General features: G+C 62.4%; 25 protein-coding genes and 1 tRNA gene. 11 read left to right on the top strand and 15 right to left on the bottom strand.

Annotated elements, in window-relative coordinates:
- The first annotated feature begins 80 nt into the window (after window positions 1–80).
- Together G9C82_RS13120 and G9C82_RS13125 are read left to right on the top strand one after the other, a co-directional pair.
- A tRNA-Gln gene (locus G9C82_RS13120) sits at window positions 81–153 on the top strand.
- A 382-nt stretch (window positions 154–535) separates the two neighbouring features.
- Window positions 536–1264: a GNAT family N-acetyltransferase gene (locus tag G9C82_RS13125; protein ID WP_127014336.1), complete on the top strand. Its 729-nt coding sequence runs from the start codon at window positions 536–538 to the stop codon at window positions 1262–1264.
- Here the strand turns inward: G9C82_RS13125 and G9C82_RS13130 are convergent, their stop codons facing one another.
- Window positions 1265–1462, bottom strand: coding sequence for a hypothetical protein (locus tag G9C82_RS13130; protein WP_127014337.1), 198 nt, complete (start codon window positions 1460–1462; stop codon window positions 1265–1267). It abuts the gene before it with no gap.
- Window positions 1463–1748: 286 nt separating this feature from the next.
- Between G9C82_RS13130 and G9C82_RS13135 the strand changes: the two genes are divergently transcribed.
- Window positions 1749–2465 carry an HD domain-containing protein gene (locus G9C82_RS13135; RefSeq protein ID WP_004957917.1) on the top strand — a complete coding sequence of 239 codons (717 nt, stop codon included), beginning with the start codon at window positions 1749–1751 and terminating at the stop codon, window positions 2463–2465.
- Here G9C82_RS13135 and G9C82_RS13140 read toward each other — a convergent pair.
- The 3 genes from G9C82_RS13140 to G9C82_RS13150 all read right to left on the bottom strand — a co-directional run bounded on the left by G9C82_RS13140 (window position 2460) and on the right by G9C82_RS13150 (window position 6198).
- Window positions 2460–3158: a LysE family translocator gene (locus tag G9C82_RS13140; RefSeq protein ID WP_007188810.1), complete on the bottom strand. Its 699-nt coding sequence runs from the start codon at window positions 3156–3158 to the stop codon at window positions 2460–2462. The two genes, G9C82_RS13135 and G9C82_RS13140, sit on opposite strands and share 6 nt — an antisense overlap.
- 37 nt (window positions 3159–3195) lie before the next feature.
- On the bottom strand, window positions 3196–4086 hold the full coding sequence (locus tag G9C82_RS13145) for a coiled-coil protein (RefSeq protein WP_004957913.1): 891 nt from the start codon (window positions 4084–4086) through the stop codon (window positions 3196–3198).
- A gap of 267 nt (window positions 4087–4353) precedes the next feature.
- Window positions 4354–6198 (bottom strand): hydrolase, encoded by a 1845-nt coding sequence (locus G9C82_RS13150; RefSeq protein ID WP_127014338.1) that lies wholly within the window; start codon window positions 6196–6198, stop codon window positions 4354–4356.
- 108 nt (window positions 6199–6306) lie between these two features.
- On the opposite strand from G9C82_RS13150, the gene G9C82_RS13155 reads away from it, so the two are divergent.
- The gene (locus tag G9C82_RS13155) at window positions 6307–6480 is read left to right on the top strand and encodes a hypothetical protein (protein ID WP_004957909.1); all 174 of its coding nucleotides are present in this window, start codon (window positions 6307–6309) and stop codon (window positions 6478–6480) included.
- A gap of 26 nt (window positions 6481–6506) precedes the next feature.
- On the top strand, window positions 6507–6938 hold the full coding sequence (locus G9C82_RS13160; RefSeq protein WP_011223861.1) for a DUF371 domain-containing protein: 432 nt from the start codon (window positions 6507–6509) through the stop codon (window positions 6936–6938).
- Window positions 6939–7046: 108 nt separating this feature from the next.
- Here the strand turns inward: G9C82_RS13160 and thsA are convergent, their stop codons facing one another.
- Window positions 7047–8606, bottom strand: a complete 1560-nt coding sequence (gene thsA, locus G9C82_RS13165; RefSeq protein ID WP_004957905.1) for a thermosome subunit alpha — start codon at window positions 8604–8606, stop codon at window positions 7047–7049.
- Window positions 8607–8781: 175 nt separating this feature from the next.
- Here thsA and G9C82_RS13170 point away from each other — a divergent pair, with 175 nt between their 5' ends.
- On the top strand, window positions 8782–9591 hold the full coding sequence (locus G9C82_RS13170) for an amidohydrolase family protein (RefSeq protein ID WP_004957903.1): 810 nt from the start codon (window positions 8782–8784) through the stop codon (window positions 9589–9591).
- Between the two features lie 43 nt (window positions 9592–9634).
- Here G9C82_RS13170 and G9C82_RS13175 read toward each other — a convergent pair whose 3' ends face one another.
- Entirely contained in the window at window positions 9635–10540 is a 906-nt protein-coding gene (locus G9C82_RS13175; protein ID WP_011223858.1) for a glycosyltransferase family 2 protein, read from the bottom strand.
- A 93-nt stretch (window positions 10541–10633) separates the two neighbouring features.
- The gene (locus G9C82_RS13180; RefSeq protein ID WP_004957898.1) at window positions 10634–11338 is read right to left on the bottom strand and encodes a class I SAM-dependent methyltransferase; all 705 of its coding nucleotides are present in this window, start codon (window positions 11336–11338) and stop codon (window positions 10634–10636) included.
- A 250-nt stretch (window positions 11339–11588) separates the two neighbouring features.
- On the opposite strand from G9C82_RS13180, the gene G9C82_RS13185 reads away from it, so the two are divergent.
- Genes G9C82_RS13185 through G9C82_RS13195 form a run of 3 tightly spaced genes read left to right on the top strand, consistent with a single transcriptional unit; the run spans window position 11589 to window position 13421 of the window.
- Entirely contained in the window at window positions 11589–11858 is a 270-nt protein-coding gene (locus G9C82_RS13185) for a helix-turn-helix domain-containing protein (RefSeq protein ID WP_007188815.1), read from the top strand.
- A 9-nt stretch (window positions 11859–11867) separates the two neighbouring features.
- On the top strand, window positions 11868–12653 hold the full coding sequence (locus G9C82_RS13190) for an MBL fold metallo-hydrolase (protein WP_127014339.1): 786 nt from the start codon (window positions 11868–11870) through the stop codon (window positions 12651–12653).
- A 33-nt stretch (window positions 12654–12686) separates the two neighbouring features.
- Window positions 12687–13421, top strand: coding sequence for a YkgJ family cysteine cluster protein (locus tag G9C82_RS13195; protein ID WP_127014340.1), 735 nt, complete (start codon window positions 12687–12689; stop codon window positions 13419–13421).
- A 2-nt stretch (window positions 13422–13423) separates the two neighbouring features.
- On the opposite strand, the gene G9C82_RS13200 is transcribed toward G9C82_RS13195, so the two are convergent.
- On the bottom strand, window positions 13424–13822 hold the full coding sequence (locus tag G9C82_RS13200) for a TRAM domain-containing protein (RefSeq protein WP_049938923.1): 399 nt from the start codon (window positions 13820–13822) through the stop codon (window positions 13424–13426).
- A gap of 252 nt (window positions 13823–14074) precedes the next feature.
- Here G9C82_RS13200 and G9C82_RS13205 point away from each other — a divergent pair, with 252 nt between their 5' ends.
- Window positions 14075–14317: a hypothetical protein gene (locus tag G9C82_RS13205; protein ID WP_004957888.1), complete on the top strand. Its 243-nt coding sequence runs from the start codon at window positions 14075–14077 to the stop codon at window positions 14315–14317.
- Window positions 14318–14516: 199 nt separating this feature from the next.
- Window positions 14517–16397: a hybrid sensor histidine kinase/response regulator gene (locus G9C82_RS13210; RefSeq protein WP_127014341.1), complete on the top strand. Its 1881-nt coding sequence runs from the start codon at window positions 14517–14519 to the stop codon at window positions 16395–16397.
- Between the two features lie 51 nt (window positions 16398–16448).
- On the opposite strand, the gene G9C82_RS13215 is transcribed toward G9C82_RS13210, so the two are convergent.
- From G9C82_RS13215 to mfnA, 7 genes are all read right to left on the bottom strand, one after another.
- Window positions 16449–17054, bottom strand: a complete 606-nt coding sequence (locus G9C82_RS13215) for a MarR family transcriptional regulator (RefSeq protein ID WP_127014342.1) — start codon at window positions 17052–17054, stop codon at window positions 16449–16451.
- 50 nt (window positions 17055–17104) lie between these two features.
- Window positions 17105–18295, bottom strand: a complete 1191-nt coding sequence (locus G9C82_RS13220) for an SPFH domain-containing protein (RefSeq protein ID WP_007188820.1) — start codon at window positions 18293–18295, stop codon at window positions 17105–17107.
- Window positions 18296–18366: 71 nt separating this feature from the next.
- The gene (locus tag G9C82_RS13225; protein WP_004957882.1) at window positions 18367–18963 is read right to left on the bottom strand and encodes an NfeD family protein; all 597 of its coding nucleotides are present in this window, start codon (window positions 18961–18963) and stop codon (window positions 18367–18369) included.
- A 72-nt stretch (window positions 18964–19035) separates the two neighbouring features.
- A complete protein-coding gene (locus G9C82_RS13230) occupies window positions 19036–19401 on the bottom strand; it encodes a hypothetical protein (protein WP_004957880.1) in 366 nt (121 codons plus the stop codon).
- A 45-nt stretch (window positions 19402–19446) separates the two neighbouring features.
- The gene (gene metG / locus G9C82_RS13235) at window positions 19447–21600 is read right to left on the bottom strand and encodes a methionine--tRNA ligase (protein WP_127014343.1); all 2154 of its coding nucleotides are present in this window, start codon (window positions 21598–21600) and stop codon (window positions 19447–19449) included.
- A 66-nt stretch (window positions 21601–21666) separates the two neighbouring features.
- Complete coding sequence (locus G9C82_RS13240; RefSeq protein WP_004957875.1) at window positions 21667–22251, bottom strand: YqaA family protein; 585 nt, start codon at window positions 22249–22251, stop codon at window positions 21667–21669.
- A 138-nt stretch (window positions 22252–22389) separates the two neighbouring features.
- The gene (mfnA, locus tag G9C82_RS13245; RefSeq protein ID WP_127014344.1) at window positions 22390–23442 is read right to left on the bottom strand and encodes a tyrosine decarboxylase MfnA; all 1053 of its coding nucleotides are present in this window, start codon (window positions 23440–23442) and stop codon (window positions 22390–22392) included.
- Window position 23443 lies beyond the last annotated feature (1 nt).

Here is a 23443-nt window from a genome sequence, read left to right on the forward strand (position 1 = left end):
TACAGTGAGTGCAGTCCCGTGGTGGTGAGCAATTCCTTCGGAATTGCGACTCTCACGGGTCAAGCGAACAGAGTGAGTGCAGTCCCGTGGTGTAGTGGCCAATCATAAGGGCCTTTGGAGCCCTTGACGGCGGTTCGAATCCGCCCGGGACTATTTTCGCGCCAACAAGTTTGTGAGCGCGAAATATCTCAGCGGTTCGAGCCCAGAGGACGAGAGGATTCGAGTCCTCGCGGTTCGAATCCGCCCGGGACTATCTTCTCGCGAACGTAGGTGAGCGAGAGATATCGCTCCGGATTCGAAGCAGGGAGTGGAGCAACGCGGAGCGACCGCGGTTCGAATCCGTCCGAAGTATGCTGTGACAGAGTCTGAACAGCGACTGCACTTCTATAGGGGAGCAACGATAGCAGTGGGTAGCGAGCAGACACGTCCCAGTCGAGGCCACAAATCGTACGTCCGCACATGAATAGCTCAACGAGTGTCCCAAATTCTGACACCGAACTGTAGATTTATGATGTTCCGTGCCAACTAGTGTCATATGGAAATCAGGGAGGCAGTGCTGTCGGACCGGCCGGCTATCCGTGACGTGGCGCGTCGCTCGCTCGAGGCGTCGTACTCGCTGGGGCCGAAGGCGATTACAAGCGCTATCGAGGAGTGGTACGACGAAGCGCGTATTAACGAAATACTCAGTGAAGAGAGTAATCGGTTGCTTCTCGTCGGCGAGCAGGACGGGCAGGTGGTCGGTCTCTCAGAGAGTGTCCTGTCAGGTGATAGTATCGGGACGATTCTCTGGCTACACGTCGACCCGGCATACCGCGGCGAGGGGGTCGGATCAGCGTTGTTTGACGAGACCCACGGAGAACTCCATGACCGCGGTGCCGAGACGCTTCAGGGACGCGTGCTGGCCGATAACGTCGAAGGCAACAGCTTCTACGAGGACCGCGGCTTCGAACGCGCCGGCACGGGTGAAGTCGATATCGCTGGACGGACCTACGTCGAGAACCTCTACACCGATGCTGACGAACTCGGCCGCGAACGGATAACCGACGACGGCCGGACAGTCTACGTCGATCACAACAACCACGAGTCCGGGTCAATGGCGCCGTTCCATGTGGTCCACGTCACAGAGGAGGGAAGCGATCGTTATGGCTACTTCTGTAGTAACTGTGAGACGCTGGCGAACGCGATGGACTCAATGGGCCGCATCGAATGTAGCAGCTGCGGCAACGTTCGCAAGCCGATGCGCTGGGACGCCGCCTACCTGTAATTACGGCGGCGACTGGTCCCCCGTGCGCTGTGACGACTCCTGTCTGTTCGCCGGGAGCAGTATTAGCCTGTAGTACAGTCCGAACAGACACAGGGCGATACCAACGCCGACGAGCACGTCAGTCAGCACGTGTTCGTTCATCGCGTGGGTAACGATCGACACGTCGCCGACGGGCGTATGCAGTGGCTGGAGAGACATATGTACCGATTTATCTATTAGATGTAAAAAGCCGGACTAATGTTCCCAGCCGCTGAGAACCAGTCTCGGCTGTCGCCCGACAGAGACCTCGCCTGACACGGAATCGGGGACAGCGATGGCGGTTGTCCGCCGCGCGGACAACTGCTCCGAAGACCAGTTTTATGACGCTGTTTGCATCCAGAAACGCCGGGTGTGGCAGCCGTTCTCCCTGTCGTAACGCTAAAGAGTCGAACGTACGTCTATATGTGTAAGATGAATATCGAAATCCGTCTCCGGAGGTGGTGCTGTGGGCGTCGAGATTAGGGAGTCACCTGTCTCAGCCGACGCGTTTGAGGAAATGAAAGAATTCGTCCACGACTACCTCGCGGCGAGCGTCGAAAACGAAGAAGAGGGCGGTCGTATGCGCTGGTACCCGTGGCACTCCGCAGAGTACCGATTCAACCATATCCTCAACGTCGTCGACATCGCGACAAAAATCGCCCGCAAGGAAGGGGCAAACGTAGACGTGACTCGCGTGGCAGCGTTGTTTCACGACATCGCAAAACTGGAAGCCGAGCAGGATCTCCACGCGGAAGCCGGCGCTCGGATCGCACGCGAGTATCTGCGGGCACACGGTGACTACCCCGAATCGTTTATCGAACAGGTCTGCTCTGCCGTCGAGGTCCACTCATACCAGGGGTCACTGGACGACCTGCCCCTCGAAGTCCAGTGTCTCATCGAGGCGGATATCCTGGATAAGGTCGGTGCGAACGGGACTGCCCTGATGCTGTTGCGTATGGGGTATGAGTCCCGGACACACATGGACGCGGCCGAGATGGTCGACCGTGTCATCGAGCGCGGCGAGGACGCGCGCGAGCGTGTTCAGAGCGACACCGCCGAGTCTCTCGTCCACCAGCGGCTCAAGCGGACCCGCTGGTTTCAGGAGTGGCTGACGATGGAGGTCGCCGAAATGGCTGTCGAGGACGACCTCGACGACGTGGCGACCGGGATGGGCGACTCATAGCGCTCGCAGTAGGAACAGGACGCCAGTCCCGGCGAGAACAGCGGCACTGACCCACGCGATTAGCGGTGCGAGCCGTTCGATACGCGCTCTTGCGGCGACAATCGCCGCCGGGAACCCTGTAATCCAGAGACCGATACCGCCGAAAAACCCACCCAGCAGGACCGGATGCCCGGTCTGTACGGTTAGCGCGTCAGTCCCGACCGCGGGCACGTACGACGCCACGTCGACCACGCCGGGTTCAAGGAGGCCCACGCCGACGGTGAGCCAGAAGGCGACCTGATAGGGGTTTGTCAGCGCCAGAACGAGGGCCTTGCGGAAGCCGCGGCTGTCTCCAGACGTGACTGACGAGTCTCCCTCTGTAACTGCTGTATTGGCCTCCCGGACTGCTCCGTACGCGAACCAGAGCATCAGGAGCCCGCCGGCGCCGACCATTATGCGGCGGACTCCCGGCGTTTCGGTGATTACTGTGGCGGCGCCGAGTACGGCGAGCACGAGGAAACAGGCGTCAGCGGTCATCGCGCCGAGGCCGGCAAAGAAGCCGGCCCGCCAGCCCCGTAGGGCGCTCTCCTCGGCAATAACGGCGTTCATCGGGCCCGGCGGCGCAGCGAGTGCGAGGCCAAACAGGACCCCGCCGAGGGCTGTCGGGACAAGCGAGAGCGCACCGAGCTGGAGCAGGCCGAGTGAGTGATGCATCTATGTTCAGTGAAAACAGAGAGAAAATCCTGCAGACTTACAGCTTGCCGGCCTTCTGGAGCTTCATCAGGTCCTCGGTGTCGAGGGTCTCGCCTTCCTTGAACTTCTGATAAATCTCCTCTGCTTCCTCGCGAGCGGCTTCCTGCTTCTCCTCGCGCTGGGAGCGCTCCTGCTCTTCTTCCTTCTTGTCGAGTTCGCGGAGGCGCTTCTGGACGCGGACGAAGTCCTCGTGGTGCTGGTCGGCCGCTTCCTGAGCATCCACGAACTCCTCGTGCTTCTCGTCGGCCTCGTCACGGATCTCGTCGGCCTCGCGGTAGGCCTCGATCATCTCGTTGTGGTGCTTCTGGGCCTCGTCGGCCAGTTCCGTGACCTTCTGGTGGTGCTTTGAGGCTTCAGAGCGGACCTCTTCTGCTTCCTCTTTGAGCTCTTCGAGGTCGCCGCCCTGATCGAGCTTCTCCTGTTTCTCCTGGAGCTTTTCGCGCTTGGTCTCGATCTTCTCGATGAGCTCCTTCTCGTCTTCCGAGGAGAGCACTTCGGTCTGTTGCTTGAACTCGAGGTCCTCGATTTCCTCTTTGAGTTGTTCGACTGACGTCCCCTCATCGAGTTCGAGGTCGTTTTTCAGGTTGTCGACCTTGTCGAACAGCTCGTTTGCTTCCGCATTGAGCTCGTTACGCTGGTCTTTGTGCTCCTGAACCTGCTCGTTGAGTTCGTCGCGCTTCTCGCGGTGTTCCTGCGCTTCGTCGACCTTCTCGCGAGTCTTCGCGTTCAGGTCGTCCCGGGCGGAGGCCCGCTCGGACGCCATCTGGTTCAGCTCGTTCCGTCGGTCACGAAGCTGGCCGGCGAGTTTGATAAGCTCGCCTTTCGATTTGTTTTCAAGATCCTCTTCTGTTACTGTAACGTTCTTTGATTCGTCTATCGAGTCTGCCATTGTTGAATCCTCTATGCCATCACCGCTTCAGCACAGACAGTTGACCCACTACTGAGGGGCTGACACCAATAACAAGGGTTCCCTCTCATGTTGGGCTGAAAGCGATACTGCCTGAACGCGGAAGCGTTCTGGTGTCTACAAATAGAGGTGGATATTGTTTAAACATTCCGGTGCATTGAATACCGCGTCAACGTCTCACACGCCATAATTCAGGGGGTGTGACGGTCACTATCGCACCGAGCTTCCATGGTATATCACGCACCTGTATTACTCGATAATACGGTACTCATTCTTGACGACAGTCTGGCCGTCGGTGGCTGCAAGCGTCACATCGTCACCGGCTGAAAGGGTGAGTGTGTCGACGGTGACGCGGGCAAATGGGCCGACAGTGTGTTCGGCCTGTTCGCGGTCCCCGTTGCAGTCCCACTCCACAGTGAGGTCCGCTTTTTCTGGACGGTCGTGGAGGACAACAATATCTTGCTCGCCGGGCGCTGCATCCGAGAGTATCACCTGTGTGGGCTCGTAGCTGTCGGCAAGAACACTGAACGCCGCCTTTTCGGTCCCATCAGCGGTGAGCAGGCCCATGCCCGCATCACCGACATCTCGAAGGCTGTCAACGACAACGAGCGGCGCGTTGCGTCGCCGGAGCGACTCGGCAACCTCACGGACGACACCGGCCTGATACGCCTGCGATGCTTCGACTCCGCCGTCGACGTGGCGGTCGTGGCAGGCACTATCGAACCCAGGACTATCGCCTGAGCCCGGCGTTCCCAGCGCACCGGCGCCAAAGCCGGCAACGGCATCGCTGACGTTGAATCTGGAATAGAGCCACGGGAGGTCGGCTGCGTCGCCGTACCGCCACCCTGGGTACAGCGTGGTCGCGTCGGGGTCGATTCCGGGCGGGCCGACTACCGGGAACGTTGGGACGGAGTCAACAGCCGACGCCACCGATTCGGCGTCCGCGCTGTCGTAGCCGGCTCGCCAGGCACGCCACCGGAATCGAAGCCTGTCGAGGAACCCAGAGCCCAGTCCGTCAGCATACGGCGACACTGGCTCGTCGTGAACACCGACCGCTGCGAAACTGGGATGCTGTGCGTATGTCGCAGTGAGCCGCGCTGCGAGGGCAGTTCCTCGTTCGGTGTCGAACGAACCGGGGCCCGACAGGGGAAGGTCCTGCCAGAGCAGGACGCCGTGGTCGTCACAGGCGCGAGCCACCTCTGGCGACGTTCCCTGTGCTCGAACCCGGACGAGATTCGCGTTAGCGTCAACGGCCCGTGCGACATCCTCGACGGTCGGATCGCGCAGCGTCACACCGCGAACCGGCACGCTTTCGCCGTTGACCCGCAGGCCACCGTCGTACGAAACCGTCCGCAGTCCCGTCGTCACCGAGTGCTCGTCGTCCCCGAGCTTCGCCCTGAGAACGTAACGGGACTGCTCGCCGCGGTCGTGGGGCCACCACAGCGACGGGTCGCGCACGTCCATCGTGTAGGTCACTGTCGCCGTCTCCTCGTCGGTCGAGACGCGGGCTCGGTCCATCATCCCGCCCCCGCGAACGTCGCCCTCCGGCCGAAGCGAGAGCGTAATCCGGTCGTCGAGTGGCTCTTCAGTCAGGATGGTCGCCGACACGTCCACCGACGCGTCGATTACGTCTGCTTCGGATAGCTGTGGCTGGACCGAGAGCTCGCTCACACACGGGTCCGGTCGGGTTTCGAGGGTCGCGTCCCACCAGATGCCCGGGACACAGCGCTCCGACGGAAGCTGGTCAGTCGCGTGCAACCCGCCGAAGCGGTCCTCGGGCGCGCGACACTCCACGACGATCCGGTACTCTTCGCTCTCGGGGAGTCGGACCCGGAGCGGTTCGAAGTAGGCGTCGTGGCTGGTGAGCAACTCACCGTTGCACCACACGCGTGTGTGCGCGTAGGTTCCACTCAGTACAAGCAGGGTGTGTGCGTCGCTCTCGTCCCGTGGGTCCGAGAACGTCGTTTCGTAGGCCACGGCCTCGGCACCGGCGAACTGTCCGGGCCGGCTGGGAACCGATACTGGTTCCCACGCCTCCGGGGACGGCATCTCGTCGTCCGGCGCAACCGCCGCGCCGCGCCACTCCAGCGACATACCTTGTGGCCCGTTCCGTGGGGGCATATCCTTTGCCCCACGCCTTCACTTTCACTTTCACTCCGGGGATGGCTCGCTTTGACATAGGTAGCCACCTACTATCCAGATATGTTCACCGAATTGCACGAGGCGGCGACACCGACCTGTGAGGCCCAGCACTGCGAGCGCTCGCTCGGAGAGCCGGCGCTGGTGTTCGAGACCGAGGCCGGCCGCCGCGAAGCCCACGAGTGTGCCTGCGGTGCGGTGACGGTTACCGTCGTCAGGCCGGAGTCGTCCCGCTGAAGTACGCCCGGCAGTGACCGGGAAGTATGACACTCGAGGAAGTGGTCCGTGCACAGGGCCACGAGAACGTCTCCGGCGAGCACGCCAGCACGCTGGAAGTGACGAGCGACGACTTTCTAACCCCTGCAGGTGACTGCATCCTCGCTATCGAGGCCGACCGTGTTCCTGCCGACTTCGACAGCGAGTTCGTAACGGCCTGCCAAGACGCCGACGCGACGATTACAGCGACTATCGAAGCCGGCGAGCAGACCGTTACTGTGACCGGAACCGGCCATCCCGACCTCTCCTTCGAGAACGACCGGAGCCACGTCCTGCGGACGAGCGACTACGTCGATGACCGGACCGTGATGGTGAACGCCGACACGGCAGCCGGCGACGTGGACCGGGACCTCGTCGAAGCGCTCGCTGACGGCCATGATGCGACGCTGACGCTTTCTGTCGAACCCAGCGGCGACTGAGCGGTAGTTTCTACAGCGGTCGTGCCGCTCTCTGGCGCAGTCAAAAGAAAACAGATTGTGAACACTCGCGGCGATGCCGCTCGTGTCGAGGTCGCGTTGCGACCTCGCTTAGCTCGACGAGATAACGTCGTCGATACGGACGATCATCGTCGCCGCCTCGGTGGCGGAGTCGACCGCTTCGCGCTTGACCGCGGCGGGGTCGAGGATGCCGTACTCGACTGGGTCACCGACGACGCCAGTCTGGCCTTCGCTGATGATGCCAGCGATGCCCTCGCTCTCGTGTTCTGCGCGGAGGTCGACGAGCGCGTCGATGGCGTCGAGGCCCGTGTTCTCCGCGAGGGTTCGGGGCAGCACGTCGACGGCGTCGGCGAACGCTTCGACGGCGAGCTGCTTGCGGCCCTCGATGGACGCCGCTTCGGAGCGGATGTGGTCGGCGATGGCGATTTCCGTCGCGCCTGCGCCGGGGACCACACCGCCGGCGTCGAGCGCGGCGATGACGGTGTCGAGCGCGTCGTTGAGCGCGCGTTCGAGTTCGTCGACGACGTGTTCGGTGGAGCCGCGGGCGATGACCGTGACGGACTCGGCGGTCGCGCCGCCGGTGATGAACGTCACGTCGTCGTCGCCCTGCTTCTCGACGTCGACGCTGTCGGCGTGGCCGAGCGAGTCCTCGTCGAGGGCTTCCAGCGAGCCGACGCGCTTCGCGCCGGTGGCCTCGACGATGTCCTTGGCGGTCGAGGAGCCGATGCTGTCGGCGACGAAGACGCCTTCCTTGGCGAGCTGGGAGGCGACGCGGTCGGCGACATCCTCGGTGACGAACGCGACGTCAGCGCCGCTTTCGAGGACATCCTCGGCGTAGCCCTGCAGTTCGCCCTCTTCGGCGTCGAGCGCGGCGTTGAGCTGGTCGACGCTAGAGACGTTGTACTCGGCGTCGATGTTGCTTTCGCGGACGTCGAGTTCGGTGTCGATGACCGCGATGGACGCGTCCTCGACCGAGGTCGGCATGTTGTCGTGGACGGCCGTCTCGTCGACGATGACGCCCTCGACAAGCTTGGTCGCGGAGGAAGCCGCACCCGTCTGGGTGTGGACTTCGATGTTGTCCCGGCGGACGCCGTTGTCGCTCTTGGCGTGGCGGACAGCGTCGACGACGACCTCGGCGAGTTTCTCGGCCTCGACGTCACCGGTGCCCTTACCGGTCATCGAGGACTCGGCGACTTCGACGAGTGTCTCGTCGTCGAGGTCGACATCAAGGACGAGCTCGTTGATGGCGTCCTGTGCGAGTTCAGCCGCGGCAGAGTACCCCTCGACGATTGTTGTCGGGTGGACGTCGTCGTCGAGCAGGTCCTCGCCTTTCGTCAGCAGTTCCCCGGCCAGCACGGACGCCGTCGTCGTTCCGTCGCCCACTTCGTCCTCCTGAGTCTGGGCGACTTCGACGATCATCTGGGCCGCAGGGTGTTCGATGTCCATCTCGGAGAGGATGGTCGCCCCGTCGTTGGTGATGACCACATCACCGTCGTCGGAGACGAGCATCTTGTCCATGCCGCGGGGACCGAGCGTGGTCCGTACAGACTCGCTTACGGCCTTTCCGGCGGAGATGTTCGATGACTGTGCGTCCTTCCCGTGTGTGCGCTGGGCGTCCTCATCAAGGATGAAAAGAGGCTGGCCGCCCATGCGTCGCTGGCCAGATGACATATGTGTTGAACCTCACTTAAGACAAGGCAAGCGGTTCTATATAAAACTTTCTAACGGCGTAGACCGCTTGTCGGGCGACAGCGCCGTGCTGTCCCCGTAATCCGAGCCGGACCTGCACACCTTTTAATATGGGAGTATACACACCATATAGTAGATGTTGGAGCTGGAGCACGGGTTTCGGGTCGTTGACGTGCACGCACGGTTGGAACCCGACGAGCATCGCCGGCCCCGAGACGGCATGGGTGACCCGGAGCAACTGGAGCGGGAAATGCACCAGGCCGGTGTCGTCCGCTCCGTCGTCTTTCCCGGTGAGCGGGACGGTTCGTATCTGAAAGCGAACAACGCTGTCGCCCGGATGACCGTCGAGCGACCGATGGTCGCCTTCGCCAGAGTCAACGGCGCTCGGGACCCGGGAAGCGGCCCCGGGTCGACCCTTCGCAACCTCGCAAGTAGTCGCACGGACGACCACACGTCCCCGGAAGACATCGAGCAGTACGCATACGACGACCGGTTCTACGGCTTCAAACTCCATCCGCCGACCGACGGGCTGCCAGACGAGGACGTGCTCGCAGAACTAGAGTCGGTGTCGCTGCCTGTCATCGTCCACGGTGGCGAAGGGTTCCGACCCGAAGCTGTCGCTGAGTCGCTGCTGGCGTATGACTTCCCGGTTATCCTCTCACATTTCGGCGCGCACCCGCTCCGGAAGGACCTGATGGAACGGGCCATCGACCTGCTGGAGACCCACGATAATCTGTATCTCGACACCAGCGCAGTCCGCTACCGCGGGCCGATGGAACGGGCGGTGTTAGAACATCCCGACCGCGTTCTCTTCGGGAGCGGCGTCCCTGGCGTCCACCCGAACGTGGCCGTGATGGAGATTCTGACACTGGACGTTCCCGAAGACGCGATGCGAAAGGTGTTCTCGAACAATCCCAACCGCGTCATTGAGGCGCTGGCCCCCTGACCCCCGTACTCCTGCCCAGTCGAACGGTTGCGACCAGTACCAGTTATCGCCAGTCGTACACAGTCACCGCGCGGTTTGTGCGCGCAGAGCGACCGTTCGGATTCCGGCGAGCCGTCCGGTCGGTCACGCGTGCCCGGACGCCGTCGACGATTCCTGACCCGACGCCGCCGAACACGTCCTGCCCAGTGCCGAGCCACTGCGACGGCGTCGTCTCCCCCCGCACGACATCAAATAGCGCGTCCTTCGCGTCACCGACCGCGTGGCTGAGGATTCGCCGCACCACGGTCGGCCGGACGTTGTAGTTCTTCACCAGTCGGTAGGCGAGCGAGCGGTACTTCCAGTTCCAGTCGGTCTCTGCGATACCGCCGTCGGCCTCGAACTCGCGGCTGACGCACATTTCCGTGCTCCAGTCGACGCCGTACTCACCGGCGGCCATCCGGTGTGCGAAGTCCCGGGCGCTGCCGACGTTCAGGTACTCGTCGAACCCGTCGAGCGCTTCCACCACCTCGGCATCGAACGCGACGTTGCCGGGGTTGAAGTACGTCACGTCGCGGCCGGCGATTGTCCGCGTTTCCTCTGTTTCGGTCGTCATCCCGGCCCACAGTTGCTGGTGTGTGGGCCCGGTGATAGCCTGGGCAGCCCCCGAAAGCCCGTCTTTCACGGCGTCAGCCCAGCCGGACTCGACTGAGAGTGACTGATGAACGAGCGCGATAACGTCCCCTGTTGCCCGGTCGATCCCTGCGTTGCGGGCGACCGTAACGGAGCGGTCGGCGATTTCGACGAGAAGAGAAACGTCGTCCCGGTCGCGGACCATGCCAGTCGTGCCGTCAGCTGACGGGCCGTTGACGACAATCACTTCGGCATCGGGAACCTGCTCGGTGAGTGCGTCCAGACAGCCGGTCAGCTCTTCCCGGCCGTTCAACGTCGGGACCACTACCGAGATATCCATACCTCTGGGTAGGACGGCGAAGGCGCTTAAAAGTCGCGGGAGACGGACGGCGACGTTCCGATACAAAAAACGGGTCGTTCGAACAGCGCCACGCTAGACGTGAGTGTTCCAGTACGACACTGAGGCCAGCTTTTCGCCAAGTGGCGTGCCGCCAAGCGCCGTATCGAGCGACCGGAACGAGGCGGCCAGTTCGTTCGGAATCTTCCGGTAGAAGCCGTACGGAAGCAGCCAGTCGTGGTTCGCGTCAGTCAGTTCTAGTCCCGCTCCGTCTAACAGCCGGTCGATTTCCCAGCGCGAATAGAGCCGCGACCCCATCGGGAGCGCCCAGTTGTATATCGACCGGGTCGAAAACCGGTTGAACGTATCGAAGAAGACCTGTTCCTTCGAGACGCGGCGCATCTCCGCGAGAAACGCCGCCGGCGTGTCCGCCAGATGGAAAAAGCGCATCGCAAACACGGTGTCGAAATGGTCGTCCGGGAACGGGAGCCGGGCGGCGTCGCCCCGCATGAACTCGACGCGGTCGTCGACACCAGTCGCCTGTGCCTTCTCACGGCCCTGCTGGAGCATTGGTCCTGAGATGTCCAGCCCGGTGATGTTCGCGCCGCGCTCGGCCAGCATCACAGTGAACCGTCCAGTCCCGCAAGCTACCTCTAACACGTCCTTATCGGCCACAGGGCCGATTGCATTGAGGACGGCCTGTTTCTCACGTCGGTCGATCAGCCGCCCGCCACGGGAGAACCGCTTGGCCTCGTACTCTTCGGCCACGGTGTCGGCCTGATACCACTCCTGCCCTTTCACGGTCTATTGCTCACCCCGCGGGGGATAAAACGATACTGGAATCCCCTTTCGTCGGTCGGACTGTTTTCCCTACCAGACCGACTCCGGTCGTGCTCGCTGCCCTGATAGGTCTGGGCGTGGCTTCGTGATAGAGACAAGAACCACACGATGACGGCCATGTATAAGGACACATTAAACACTTCATAGAATCTGTATTGTTTGGTCATGCATATAGCCAAGTTTTACCAGTAAGTCTTGAATATCAGCCACTATGAGCGCATTAACTGAAAACGCTGCACCAGCACCTTTCACTGACGAGGAGTTCCGCGACACCCTGCGTGAACTCCCGCCGAGCGCGAAGCTCGTCGCGAAGGTACTGGAAGACGATGCCCCGTTGTCACAGGGCGACTTAGCCGAGAGTTCACTGCTCCCGGACCGCACTGTCAGATATGCACTGAACCGGCTGGAGGAGTCCGGTCTGGTCGATTCGCGGTACAGTTTCACCGACGCACGCAAACAGGTTTATTTCCTCACGGTCTGACCCATCGGCATGGACTGGCACCGGGCCGACGTGTCCGTCCCGACACGGGCACCGACCGGCAGCACGGCAGCATACGTTTACGGCGATGAGGCCGCTCTTCTTGTGGACCCTCCGGACGCCGGGGATGCGCTCGATTCGCTTCTCAGCGACCGTTCCCTCGCTCACATTGCACTCACGCACCACCACCCTGACCACGCTGGTGCTGTTGCACACTACGCCAGAGAGACAGGCGCGACGGTCTGGGCGCGCCGCGGTCGGGCGAGCGCGTTCGAAGCCGCGACCGGCATTACCCCGGATAGACTGTTCAGCGGCGGGACGACGATTCCGACCGGTGCCGGCCCAGTGACTGTCATCGATACACCGGGGCACGCGCCGGAACACGTCGCCTTCGCCACAGATGGAGCCGTTGTCTCCGGTGACCTCGCCGTTGCTGAGGGTAGCGTCGTCGTCGGCGCACCCGAGGGCGACGTTCGGGCCTATCTCGCGTCACTGCGGCGACTCCACGCCAGAAACCCCGACGTGCTGTTACCGGGCCATGGCCCGCGCATCGAGACGCCGCGGGAGACCTGTGCGCGCCTCATCAATCACCGACTGGCGCGCGAGCGGCGTGTTCGGGACGCTGTCCACGACGGGGCCGCCACGCTGGATGAAATCCTTGAGGCCGCCTACGAGAAGGACCTCACCGGCGTGCGCGATTTGGCCCGTGGGACAGTGCTGACCCATCTTGAAAAACTGGCTGTCGAGGGCGCTATTTCATGGGACAGCGAGCGGGCCGCACCGAATCCGGCGGAGTGACGCCTTTTTGCCCATCCGCCTGCTATCAGGGCTGTGGACTCTCTGGAAACCGAACTCGAACGGGCCCGTGCCCTTGAGGAGTCGGAACTGGCCGACGCAATCGAGACTATCGGGTTCGAATGCACCCGCTGTGGGGCCTGCTGCAAGGCCGAGTCGGCATGTAGCGAAGGCGGAGAGAGTGCTGACGACGCCGTCGATGCGCCCGACGAGAACGCTGACTCGGCCGAAACCGATGCCGAACCCCACACTGCGACGGTGTTTCCTGACGAGATTCGGCAGCTACAGGCGGCCGGGGAGTACGACTTCCGCGATGTCGCCCGGCCGATGCCGTACGGACTGGCCGACGGCCCTGAGGGCCCCGAAGGAGAGACCTTCGAGTGGGCGCTCCAGACCGACGACTGCGGCGACTGCACATTCTACGCTGAGGGCGATGACGGTACGGGTGCCTGCACGGTCCACGGCGACCGCCCGCTCATCTGTCAGACTTACCCCTTCAGCGTCGCGCTCGGCGGGACGAGCCAGCCGATGGGTGAAGCTGTCGACGAGGAAGGAGTCGTTCGGGCCCACGAGTGTGAGGGGCTCGGCCGAGATATCTCCAGAGCCGACGCCGAGGAGTTGGCTGCAGCGCTCAAAGAACGCGCCGTTCGAGAACTGACGGAAGCAATCGGCGTCCGCGACACCTATCGACCTGTCGACCCATCAGCCGGACAGGTCGTCGTCCACGACTCTGAAGGGGCAAAGCGCCCCGACGGCAGTCCCTATGAGTAGCGTCACACGTCGTCGATGATTTCGCCGACCGCGAAGTTCGACTTGACCTCTGTGACTTCGATCTTGACTCGTTCGTCGATTTCGGCTCCTGGGACAATAATGACGTAGCCGCGCTCGACCCGAGCGATGCCGTCACCCTGCTTCCCGATGTCTTCGATCTCGACGTAGCGCGTCTCACCCGGTTCGACCGGCGGCTGTGGCTGGTCCGGCGGCGTGTCTGACACCGTCTCCTCGCCCGTCTCTGTCTCCTCATCTGCGGAGATGAGCGCAACGCGATAGGTACTGCCTGAGTCGACTGCGCCCGTCTCGACCTCTCGACGCGGGACCTCCACGACGTACCGGTCCCCCTCGTCGCGGATATCGGCACTGAACAGACACAGCAGTTGATCCGAGATTTCCAATGTGATAGACCTCCGTTCGGCCACAAAACGGCCCATTATTAAAGAACTGCCGGAGCGAGCGATCGCTGTCGTTCAAACTGCGAGGCGACGACGAGCAGCGATGGTGTTTCCCGCCTGTACCAACCGGGCTCCGCGTGGCCCAACTCGCGGCAGTATCCCCGCTTCGAGTGAGGGAAAACCGCCAGAAGGCGAGCCGTTAACCGTCTGTACCAAATCCAATAAGGGTGTCTCGGTACTGTTGATAACTGTACAATGAGCGCCACCGCACAAACCCCCAACAGTCCGCTCTCGGACAAGCAGCGACGTATTCTGGAGTATCTCCGTTCCAATGCTGACGACCAGACGTATTTCAAATCGCGACTCATCGGCGACGAACTCGGCCTTTCGGCCAAAGAAGTGGGCACGAACATGACCGCCATCGCCGACGGCGACCACGATCTGGCCGTCGAGAAGTGGGGCTACTCTTCCTCGACGACATGGATGGTCGAGGCCTGAACCGGCGCTGACTCCGACGCGGATATATCGGGACTCCCACCTGACCGTCCCCACGGGCCCGTGATGTAGGGCTACGTAGAGAACAGTCGGTGTCGTCGCTCACTCTTCGTTTCAGCCCCTTCACGTTGATTTTTCAGGATATATTGGAAAAACCGAATGTCTATATTGATAACCGTTGAGGCCATAGTCAATCGCATCAATGGGCGAGGCTGGTTCCGCCATCCGGGTGCTTCACGTCGACGACGACCGGCAGTACGCAGAGACGACAGCGGCGTTCCTCAAGCGAGAGCGGGTTGCGTTCGATATCGAGATCGCAACGAGTGCCCGAAAGGGCTTGCGTCTGCTTGAAACGGCAGCAGTCGACTGTATCGTTTCTGACTACGAAATGCCCGGCCAGAACGGTATCGACTTCCTCGAATCTGTCCGCGAAGACTATCCTGACCTCCCGTTTATCCTGTACACAGGCCGTGGTAGCGAAGCTGTCGCCAGTGATGCTATCTCCGCAGGTGTCACTGACTATCTACAGAAAGCGCCCGACACCAGCCACTACGCCCTTCTTTCGAACCGAATCGTCAACGCCGTCAAACAGTACCGGTCACAGCGCGCCCTCGAAGCGAGTAAAGACCGGCTCTCGCTGTTTATCGACCAGTCGCCGCTCGGGTTCGTCGAATATAATCAGGACTTCGAGATCGTCCGCGTCAACGAAACTCTCACAGAGATATTCGGCTACACCGAAACGGAACTGCTCGGGGAAACGTGGGAGATATTCGTGAGCTCGGAGAGCTACGACGATGTCGATGCGGTTACGTCCGCTCTCAGCGAGGCCAGTGGCGGCTACCACAGCGTCAATGAGAACGTCCGGAAAGACGGCGAGCGAATCGTGGTCGAGTGGCACAACCGCCTCGTTACCGACGATTCGGGCGATGTTGTCACCATCTTCTCACACTGTCAGGACGTTACGGAGCGCATTGAGCACGAACAGAACCTTGCCCAGTTACGGGATTTCTTCGCCGAGGCGGAGGAACTCGGCGCCCTCGGCGCTTGGGAGTACGACGAGAGCGGAATGTCGACCTGGACAGCGGGTACCCGCCGCATCCACGAGGTCGACGACGACTTTGACCCGACAGTCGAGGACGGGCTGTCGTTCTACCATCCAGAGGACAGAGAGACAGTTTCGGACGCCGTCGACGCGGCCCTCAATGATGGAGATCCGTACGACCTCGAGGTCAGGCTCATCACCGCCAGAGGAAACCACCGGTGGGTCCGGACCCGCGGCAAACGCGTCGAGGGCGCGGAGAAGCCGACCGTTCGGGGGTTCATTCAGGACATCACCGAACAGAAGGAGCGTGAACGCAGGCTCCGCGTTCAGAACGAGCGGCTGGATTCCTTCGCCAGTGTCGTCAGCCACGACCTGCAGGGACCACTGACAGTCGCACAGGGGCATCTGGAACTGGCCCAGCAGGACGTGGCCAACGACCACCTCGACAGTATCGATGCCGCTCACGAGCGGATGCAGACGCTCATTGACGATATCCTGACGCTGGCACGAGAGGGACGCGAGGCAACGACTACCGAGCCCGTCAACCTACGGACCGCCGCGACTGCGTGCTGGGAGACTATCGAGACGGAGAGTGCGGCTCTGGAGACTGATACCGACAGCGTCGTTCTTGCTGACCCCGGCCGGTTGCAGCGCCTGCTTTCGAACCTGTTTCGGAACTGCGTGGCACACGGGTCAGAATCTGCGCCTTCTCAGGTGCAGCAAGACAGCATGGAGCATGGCCAGATGGGGCAGCCGGGACAGTCCGGCGAGGCTGTCGAGAACGGCGGCGGGGTAACGGTCACTCTCGGAGATATCGACGACGCAAGCGGCTTCTACGTCGCTGATGACGGTCCGGGCATCCCCGAAGACGAACGAAACACAGTGTTCGAGGCCGGCTACTCGACCGCATCCGAAGGCACCGGCTTCGGCCTCGCAATCGTGGCTGATATCGCCGCCGTCCACGGCTGGGATGTCAGTGTGACCGACAGCGAATCGGGTGGTGCCAGGTTTGAAATCACCGGTGTCGACAAAGAAATGTAACGGCGACACAGACCCAAGTGGACCAATAGCGAGCGATCACCGGCGCAAGCGTCACGGATCGTATCGCAGTAGCGAATCGGCCTCGCCGGCCAGCGCGGCAACATCGTCACCGAACGAGTCGGCATACCGGATCAGCAGGGTCAGCACTGTCTCTGGCTCAGTAACTGCGTACCCGTTTTCTCTTGACAGGAGCCCGGCTGACTCCAGGTCAGCGGCGTAGTTGCTCACTGTCGGTCGTGAAACATCAAGTTCGCTTGCCAGTTCCGACGCCGTCACCTCCGGGCGGCGGAGGAGCGTGACGAGCATCCCGCGGGCCGTCGAGCGCCGCAGGTAACCAAGCGCCACCTGTTCGAACTCGGAGAACTGGTCGGCCGGGAAGTACCGTCGGTAGTCGCCGTCTTTCTGTGACGTGACGACGGCCTCGTTTTCCAGTCGGTGGAGGTGGTGCTGGGCCTCACCGGTCCCGAGTTTGAGGTCGTCACGAAGCTTCGAGAAGTGCGTTCCGGGGTGTGCCGAGACGTACCCGGCGATGGCATCGGGTGCATCGCTCTCGCTCCCGCTGTCGCCGAAGCGGGCAAACGGGCTCGCTGCACCGAGGGCGGCAAAGCGACGGAGCGTCGCTCGCTTGTCCTCGTCCACGTCGCCCTCACGTGTCATTGCTACCGAAAAGGTGGGTTGGTAATAAAACGTCTTCGCCTGATTCTCAGTTAATTGTCCTTGTCGACTTCCGACGTTCGCGTCGTGTCGTCTGGACCGCCGGCCACGTCAGTCGTGCCCGGGTCGTCGTCTATCTCGGCGTCCATCTCTTCGATGACGTCGTCAGCGTTGTCGAGGCCACTGTCCTGCCCCTGTTTGATTTTCTGGGCCTCCTCTTCCATCGCCTCGACATCGACCTCAGCTTCTTCATCGATCTGTCCGAGAATCTTCTCAATGTCGTCCAGACCGAGCATTTCGCGGGTCTCGTCGTCGAAGTCAAGCGCTTCCAGCGAGTGGCCGTTCTCCTTGACGTCCGACCCCTGGAGGTGCTTGCCGTAGCGGCCCACCAGCGAGGTGAGTTCCTGCGGGAGGATGAACTTCGTCGACTCGCCCTGCCCGATCTCGGCGAGCGTCTCCATTCCTTTGTCGATAACGGCGCGTTCACCCATCGATTCGGCGGATTTCGCACGCAGGACGGTCGAGATTGCGTCACCCTGGGCTTCCAGAATCTGGCTCTGCTTTTCACCCTGTGCGCGGATGATGTTCGATTGCTTGTCACCTTCCGCCGTCTCGATGGCGGAGCGCCGCTCACCCTGGGCTTCCAGAATCATGGCACGGCGTTTCCGCTCGGCGGAGGTCTGTTGCTCCATGGCCTGCTGGACGTCCTTGGACGGGTTGACCTCGCGGACCTCGACGCTCTCGACGCGGACACCCCACTCGTCGGTGGGTTCGTCGAGCTCTTTTCGGATGCGGGCGTTGATTTCGCCCCGCTTGTTCAGCGTGTCGTCCAGTTCCATGTCACCCAGCACGGCACGGAGGGTCGTCTGGGCGAGGTTGGAGACGGCACGCTCGTAGTTGTCGACTTCAAGGAACGCCTTCTTCGGGTCCATCACCTTGATGTAGACGACGGCGTCGGCGGTCACCGGCGAGTTGTCGCGGGTGATAGCCTCTTGCCGCGGCACGTCAAGCGTCTGGGTACGCATATCGAACCGCGTCACGTCGGAGACGAAGGGATAGATGAAATGAATCCCCTGGTCGAGGACGCCGCGATAGGTACCGAGGACCGTGTAGGCACCTTTCTGGTACGGGCGGATGATCACGACGCTGGAATACACCAGCGCGATGGCGATCAGGAGGAAGATGACGGTAACGAAACCGACGAGTCCTCCCAGACCTTGCAGCGGTGCTGTCGCGGGGAACATGACAATGAGAACTCCGGAGCGCGCAAAGAAAAGGCTTCGGTGTCCCTGTCACAAACTACCGAATTACACACCTACGCCCGCTCGGACTCTCGTTCTGGTTCAGTGTCCGCATCGCTCCGGTTTCGGTCACGTTCGAGCGCGCGGTCGATTTCATCAGCACCCGACTCAACCGCTTCGACTTCCAGAACGTTCCCACCGCCGGGGTCGATGACGATGACCTCCGCTCCCTCTTCGATGGGGTCGCCGGAACTGCGAGCCTGATAGTACGGATTGAACCCGCCGTCTTCCAGTTTGACCTCGCCGTCGCTCCGGGTCACGCGCTCGGTAACGGTTCCGAACTGGCCCGTAAGCGAGTCAGAACTGAGCGTCTGGCCGCGGCCCGGCGCAGCGAAATCGAGCTTTCGATATCCCCAGAGCGTGACCGCTGTCGTTGCAAGCACGACGACAGTAAGGATGAGTGGCGCGAGGATACCCAGGCTTGCAGGGATGAACAGCCCGACTAGCCCCGCCGTCAGCAGGGCCACGCCGAGCACGAAAAAGTGGGTCCCGGGAGCGAGCGCTTCGCCCACGATGAGGCCCGCGCCGGCCAGAAACAGCAGGATGGAGAGCGACATACCTAACAGTGGTTCGGCCTGCAGTGGGGCAACCGTCGCCAGCGGGTTTACCATGCACGGACTTAGTGTCGGAGCAGGATTAAGTGTCGGGGTGGAGAGCGCACCGCTTCCGTCATCGGTACAGCCTCACACGTCGCTCGTCCGGACGAAGAACCCGTACAGAACTGCGGTGCCGAGCGCAACGGACAGGACCACGCCGCCGAGTGTAGACGGCGTGTACATCTCCGCCCCAAGGAACATCCGCCCGAGCGCGAGAATCGCGATGCAGACTCCCAGCGCAACGAAAATCACATTTTCGGGCTTTGGCGCGTCGGGTGTCACCTCAAGATCCGGAGCAAAGGAGCCGGCGACTGCGCCCTCCTCGTCGGCGGCGTCACCGTCGGGGTCGTCTTCGACCTGAATCACGTCGGCGTCCGTCGCCAGTTCGTACTCCTCAGTGAACGTATTACCCGTAGCGGCCGCATCGTCCTGTGCGGCCCCGTCGTCATCCATGTTTCGCGGTACGTGCCGTGACTACAAAAGCGCTGGCGACTGTGGTTACTTGATTCGCGTCCCCAGCGGAGCGTCCTCGTGGGTCGTCAGCAGGTCCGCCTCGTCGCCGGCGGCCAGCACCATCCCGTTGGATTCGATGCCGAACAGCTCGGCTTTCTCCATGTTTGCAAGGAGGATAACGCGCGTTCCGGGAAGCTTCTCGGCGTCGTGGAGCTGTCGCAGGCCGGCGACGACCTGTCGGACCTCGTGGCCGATATCGACTTCCAGGCGCAGGAGCTTGTCCGCGCCCTCGACCGGCTCGGCGCTGCGAATCTCGCCGACGCGCATGTCGACGCCCTCGAAGTCCTCGAAGCTGATGCGGTCCTCGACGAGTGGCTGGAGGTCGGCGGTGTCCACGTCGCCGTCGTCCACTTCGTCTCCGGCGGCTTCGCCGTCTTCATTCGAGGCTTCTGCCGAAGCCTCGCTGGCCTCCTCGACCCGTTCCTGCAGTTCCTCGTTCAGCGCCTCGATGTGGTCGTCTTCGACCTGTTCGAATAGCTCCGCGGGCTCGCCGAACTCGGCCGGCGGCGCTTCGAGCGCGCTGTCGAGGGTCACGTCAGCGACGGAGCCCTGTTCGCCGAGCTGGCCCCAGAGGCGCTCGGCCTTGCCCGGCAGGACGGGCTGCATGAGCACCGCAACGGCCTTTGTTAGCTGGACGCAGTCGCGGATGACCTGTTCGGCGCGGTCGGGGTCGTCGTCGACGAGGTTCCACGGCTCGTTGCGCTGGATGTACTCGTTGCCGTAGTTCGAAAGCTCGATAGCGATTTCGGCCAGTTCGCGGATGTCGTACTCTCGGACGGCTGCCTCGAAGTCCGCAATCGCGTCCTCGATTCGCCCGCGCACGTCGTCGCTGACGGCAGCGTCGGGCGTCCCGTCGTAGTTGCGCTCGGCGAACAGCAGTGATCGGTAGATGAAGTTCCCGACGTTACCGACGAGTTCGCCGTTGACCCGCTCCTGGAAGCGGTCCCACGAGAAGTCCACGTCGGTGTCGATCTGTGCGCCGGTGGCGATGTAGTACCGGAACAGGTCGGGATGGAACCCGGCGTCGAGGTACTCGTCGGCCCAGACGGCGCGGTTACGCGAGGTCGACAGCGCGTTGCCGTCGATGCCGACGAACCCGGTGGCCAGAATCGACCGGGGCTCGTTGTACCCCGCGCCGCGAAGCATCGCGGGCCAGAACACCGCGTGGTGCTGGATGATATCCCGGCCGATGACGTGGATTATCTCGCCGCTGTCGTCGGCCCACTCGTCGTCCCACTCGGTGCCGTGGCGCTCCTCACTGTCGATCTTCCAGACCGCTTCCCAGTCGTACTCGTCGTCACCGACGCGCTCGGTGTACTGTTTCGTCGAGGCGACGTACTCGATTGGCGCGTCGACCCAGACGTACAGCACCAGCTCGTCGCCGCCGTCAACGTCTTCGGGATAGTCCACGCCCCAGTCCATGTCCCGCGTGATACAGAGGTCCTGCAGTTCGCCCTCGATCCACTCGCGGGGCTGATTCTGGGCGTTGTCGGTCCCTTCTAGACGGTCAAGGAAGCCCTGAAGGTACTCCTGGAAGTCAGCAAGCCGGAGGAACTTGTGTTCGCGGGTGCGGTACTCCGCGGGGTTCCCGGTCAGCGTCGATACCGGGGCCTCGATTTCGCCGGGTTCGAGGTGGCGCTGGCACCCTTCGTCGCACTCGTCGCCGCGGGCTTGCTCCCCGCAGTAGGGACAGGTCCCCTCAACGTAGCGGTCGGGGAGGGGCTGGTCCTCCTCAGTGTCCCAGGCGACCTCTATCTCCTTCTCGTGGACGTGGTCGTTTTCGACCCACGAGCGGACGAACTCCTGGGTGAGTTCGACGTTGGTCTCATCGTCGGTGTGTCCGTAGTTGTCGAACTCGATGTTGAACTGCGGGAACGTCTCGGCGTAGGTTTCGTGGAAGTCGAGTGCGAACTCCCGCGGTGCGACGCCCTCTTCGGCGGCGTTGACCGCGACTGGCGTGCCGTGCATGTCCGACCCCGAAACGAACGCCGTCTGCTGGCCGATTCGTCGGAGGGCGCGCGACAGCGCGTCCCCGTCGACGTACGTCCGGAGGTGGCCGACGTGCAAGTCACCGTTCGCGTAAGGCAACCCACAGGTCACGACCGCCGGCTGGTCCGTCGGAAACTCGTCGTTGCTCATACCTGTTCGTGTGCCACCGACGGGTCAAAAGGGGGTTGGTTTCGGCGCGCTCGGCCACGCTCCGGGTTACAGCAATGCCAGCGTGCCACCGGCAAGCCCGAGTGTCACGACAAGCCGCCCGGCACTGCCGAAGAATGTCGCTGCGCCGAACCGATAGTAGTCGCGTTCGAGAACGGTAAACGCGTAAATAGAGATGGTGTCGGGGAAGAAGGGCACACAGAGCGCAAGCGCCAGTCCAACGTAGCCGTACTTCCGTGCAAGCTGTACCGTCTTTCTTTCAGACCACTCGATGAGATTGAACCGTGAGCGCTTGATCCAGCGCACGAGTGGGCCGTACTCCTTTGCCTCCTGACCGATATGGAAGGCAACAAGACTGCCGAACGCCTTCCCGAGACCACTGACGAGGATAATCGCCACCAGATTTCCGTTCGTTGATAGCCCGAGTCGAAGGGTTTCGGCCGGAACCAGTACGACTTCGCTCGGGAGTGGGAGAATAAACGCGATCAAAAACGAGTACACCGCGATAATACCCAGCCCGGTGGGACCGGTGGCCGTACAGACCCCCTCTTCCAGTGGTGACAGTGGTGTGCCGGCGGTTGTACAGTCGCCGAGGAAGGCAATGAACGATGCGGTCGGTACTACCAAGTCCACGCCTGCCTGTAGCAAACAGGCACTTCTAAACCTTCGTATGTCTTCTCGGGAGCGCTCAATACTAGTATGTTCGAGAGCGGAGACCGTGATTCAGTACTAACCGATATCTGCGACTCAGCGCCTGCCGAGGGCAGCGACTCAGTACCAGTCGAGATCCGCGACGAACGACCGTAGCATCGACCGCGTGACGTGGGGCATACACACGACGCGCATCTCGCCGGCACCGGTCTTTGAGACTCGCCAGCCGCGGTCCCTGAGTTCGTCTGTCATCGGCATCGAGAGGTCAGCCGCAACGAGGGGGAGTTCCGGGCCAACAACGTCGTGGCCCCGCGCAGATAGCTGGTCGGCCAGCCAGTCGGCGTTGGCCATTGACGTTTCGTACTGCTGTCTGTAGCCCGCCGGCCACAGCGACTCCATCGCCGCGACAGCCGAGGCCACGCCGGCACCCGACCGCGTGCCTGTCAGCGTAAGCTGGTCCGTCGATTCCAGATACGGCGTTTCGACAGCGAGCTCATCGAGCAGCGTGCGGTCACGAGCGAGTAGTCCGCCGGCAGGAACCGCCGCCTGCCCGACCTTGTGGGGGTCGATGGTCATCGTGTCGATGTCCGCGTGGCCGAAGTGCCAGTCGTGGTCGGTGAAGGGGAGGTAGAAGCCGCCCCACGCGGCGTCAACGTGACAGAGGGCGTCGACCGTCTCGGCGAGGTCGGCGATGGCCGGAATCGGGTCGACGTAGCCGTACTCGGTCGAGCCGGCGACGCCGACGACACACACCGTGTCCTCGTCGACGAGTTCGGCCATCGCCGCCATGTTGGCGCGGTAATCCGTCGCCGGCGCGGTCCGCAGTTCCACACCGAGTACGTCAGCGGCCTTGGTAAAGGAGAAGTGTGCGTGGACGGGCGCAACTATGTTCGGGTCGTCCGTATTGGCGCGGTTACGGGCAATACGTATCGCCTGGAGGTTGGCCTCTGTCCCACCCGAGGCGACGTAGCCCGCGGGGTCCGAGAGGCCGGTGATCTCGCCGAGATAGTCGACGGCCTCGCGTTCCAGATCGGCGATGGTCTCGTACGTGCCCGGGTCTCCGGGGTTCGTCGCGAGGAAGCGTTCCGCCGCTTCGCGTGCCGACGGATGTGGCACGGTACACATCGACGAGAGGACGCGCTCGAAGTCCTGTGGCTCTGCCCGCTGGAGCATC

The organism is Haloarcula sp. R1-2, assembly GCF_011627385.1.
GTDB classification, from domain to species: domain Archaea; phylum Halobacteriota; class Halobacteria; order Halobacteriales; family Haloarculaceae; genus Haloarcula; species Haloarcula marismortui.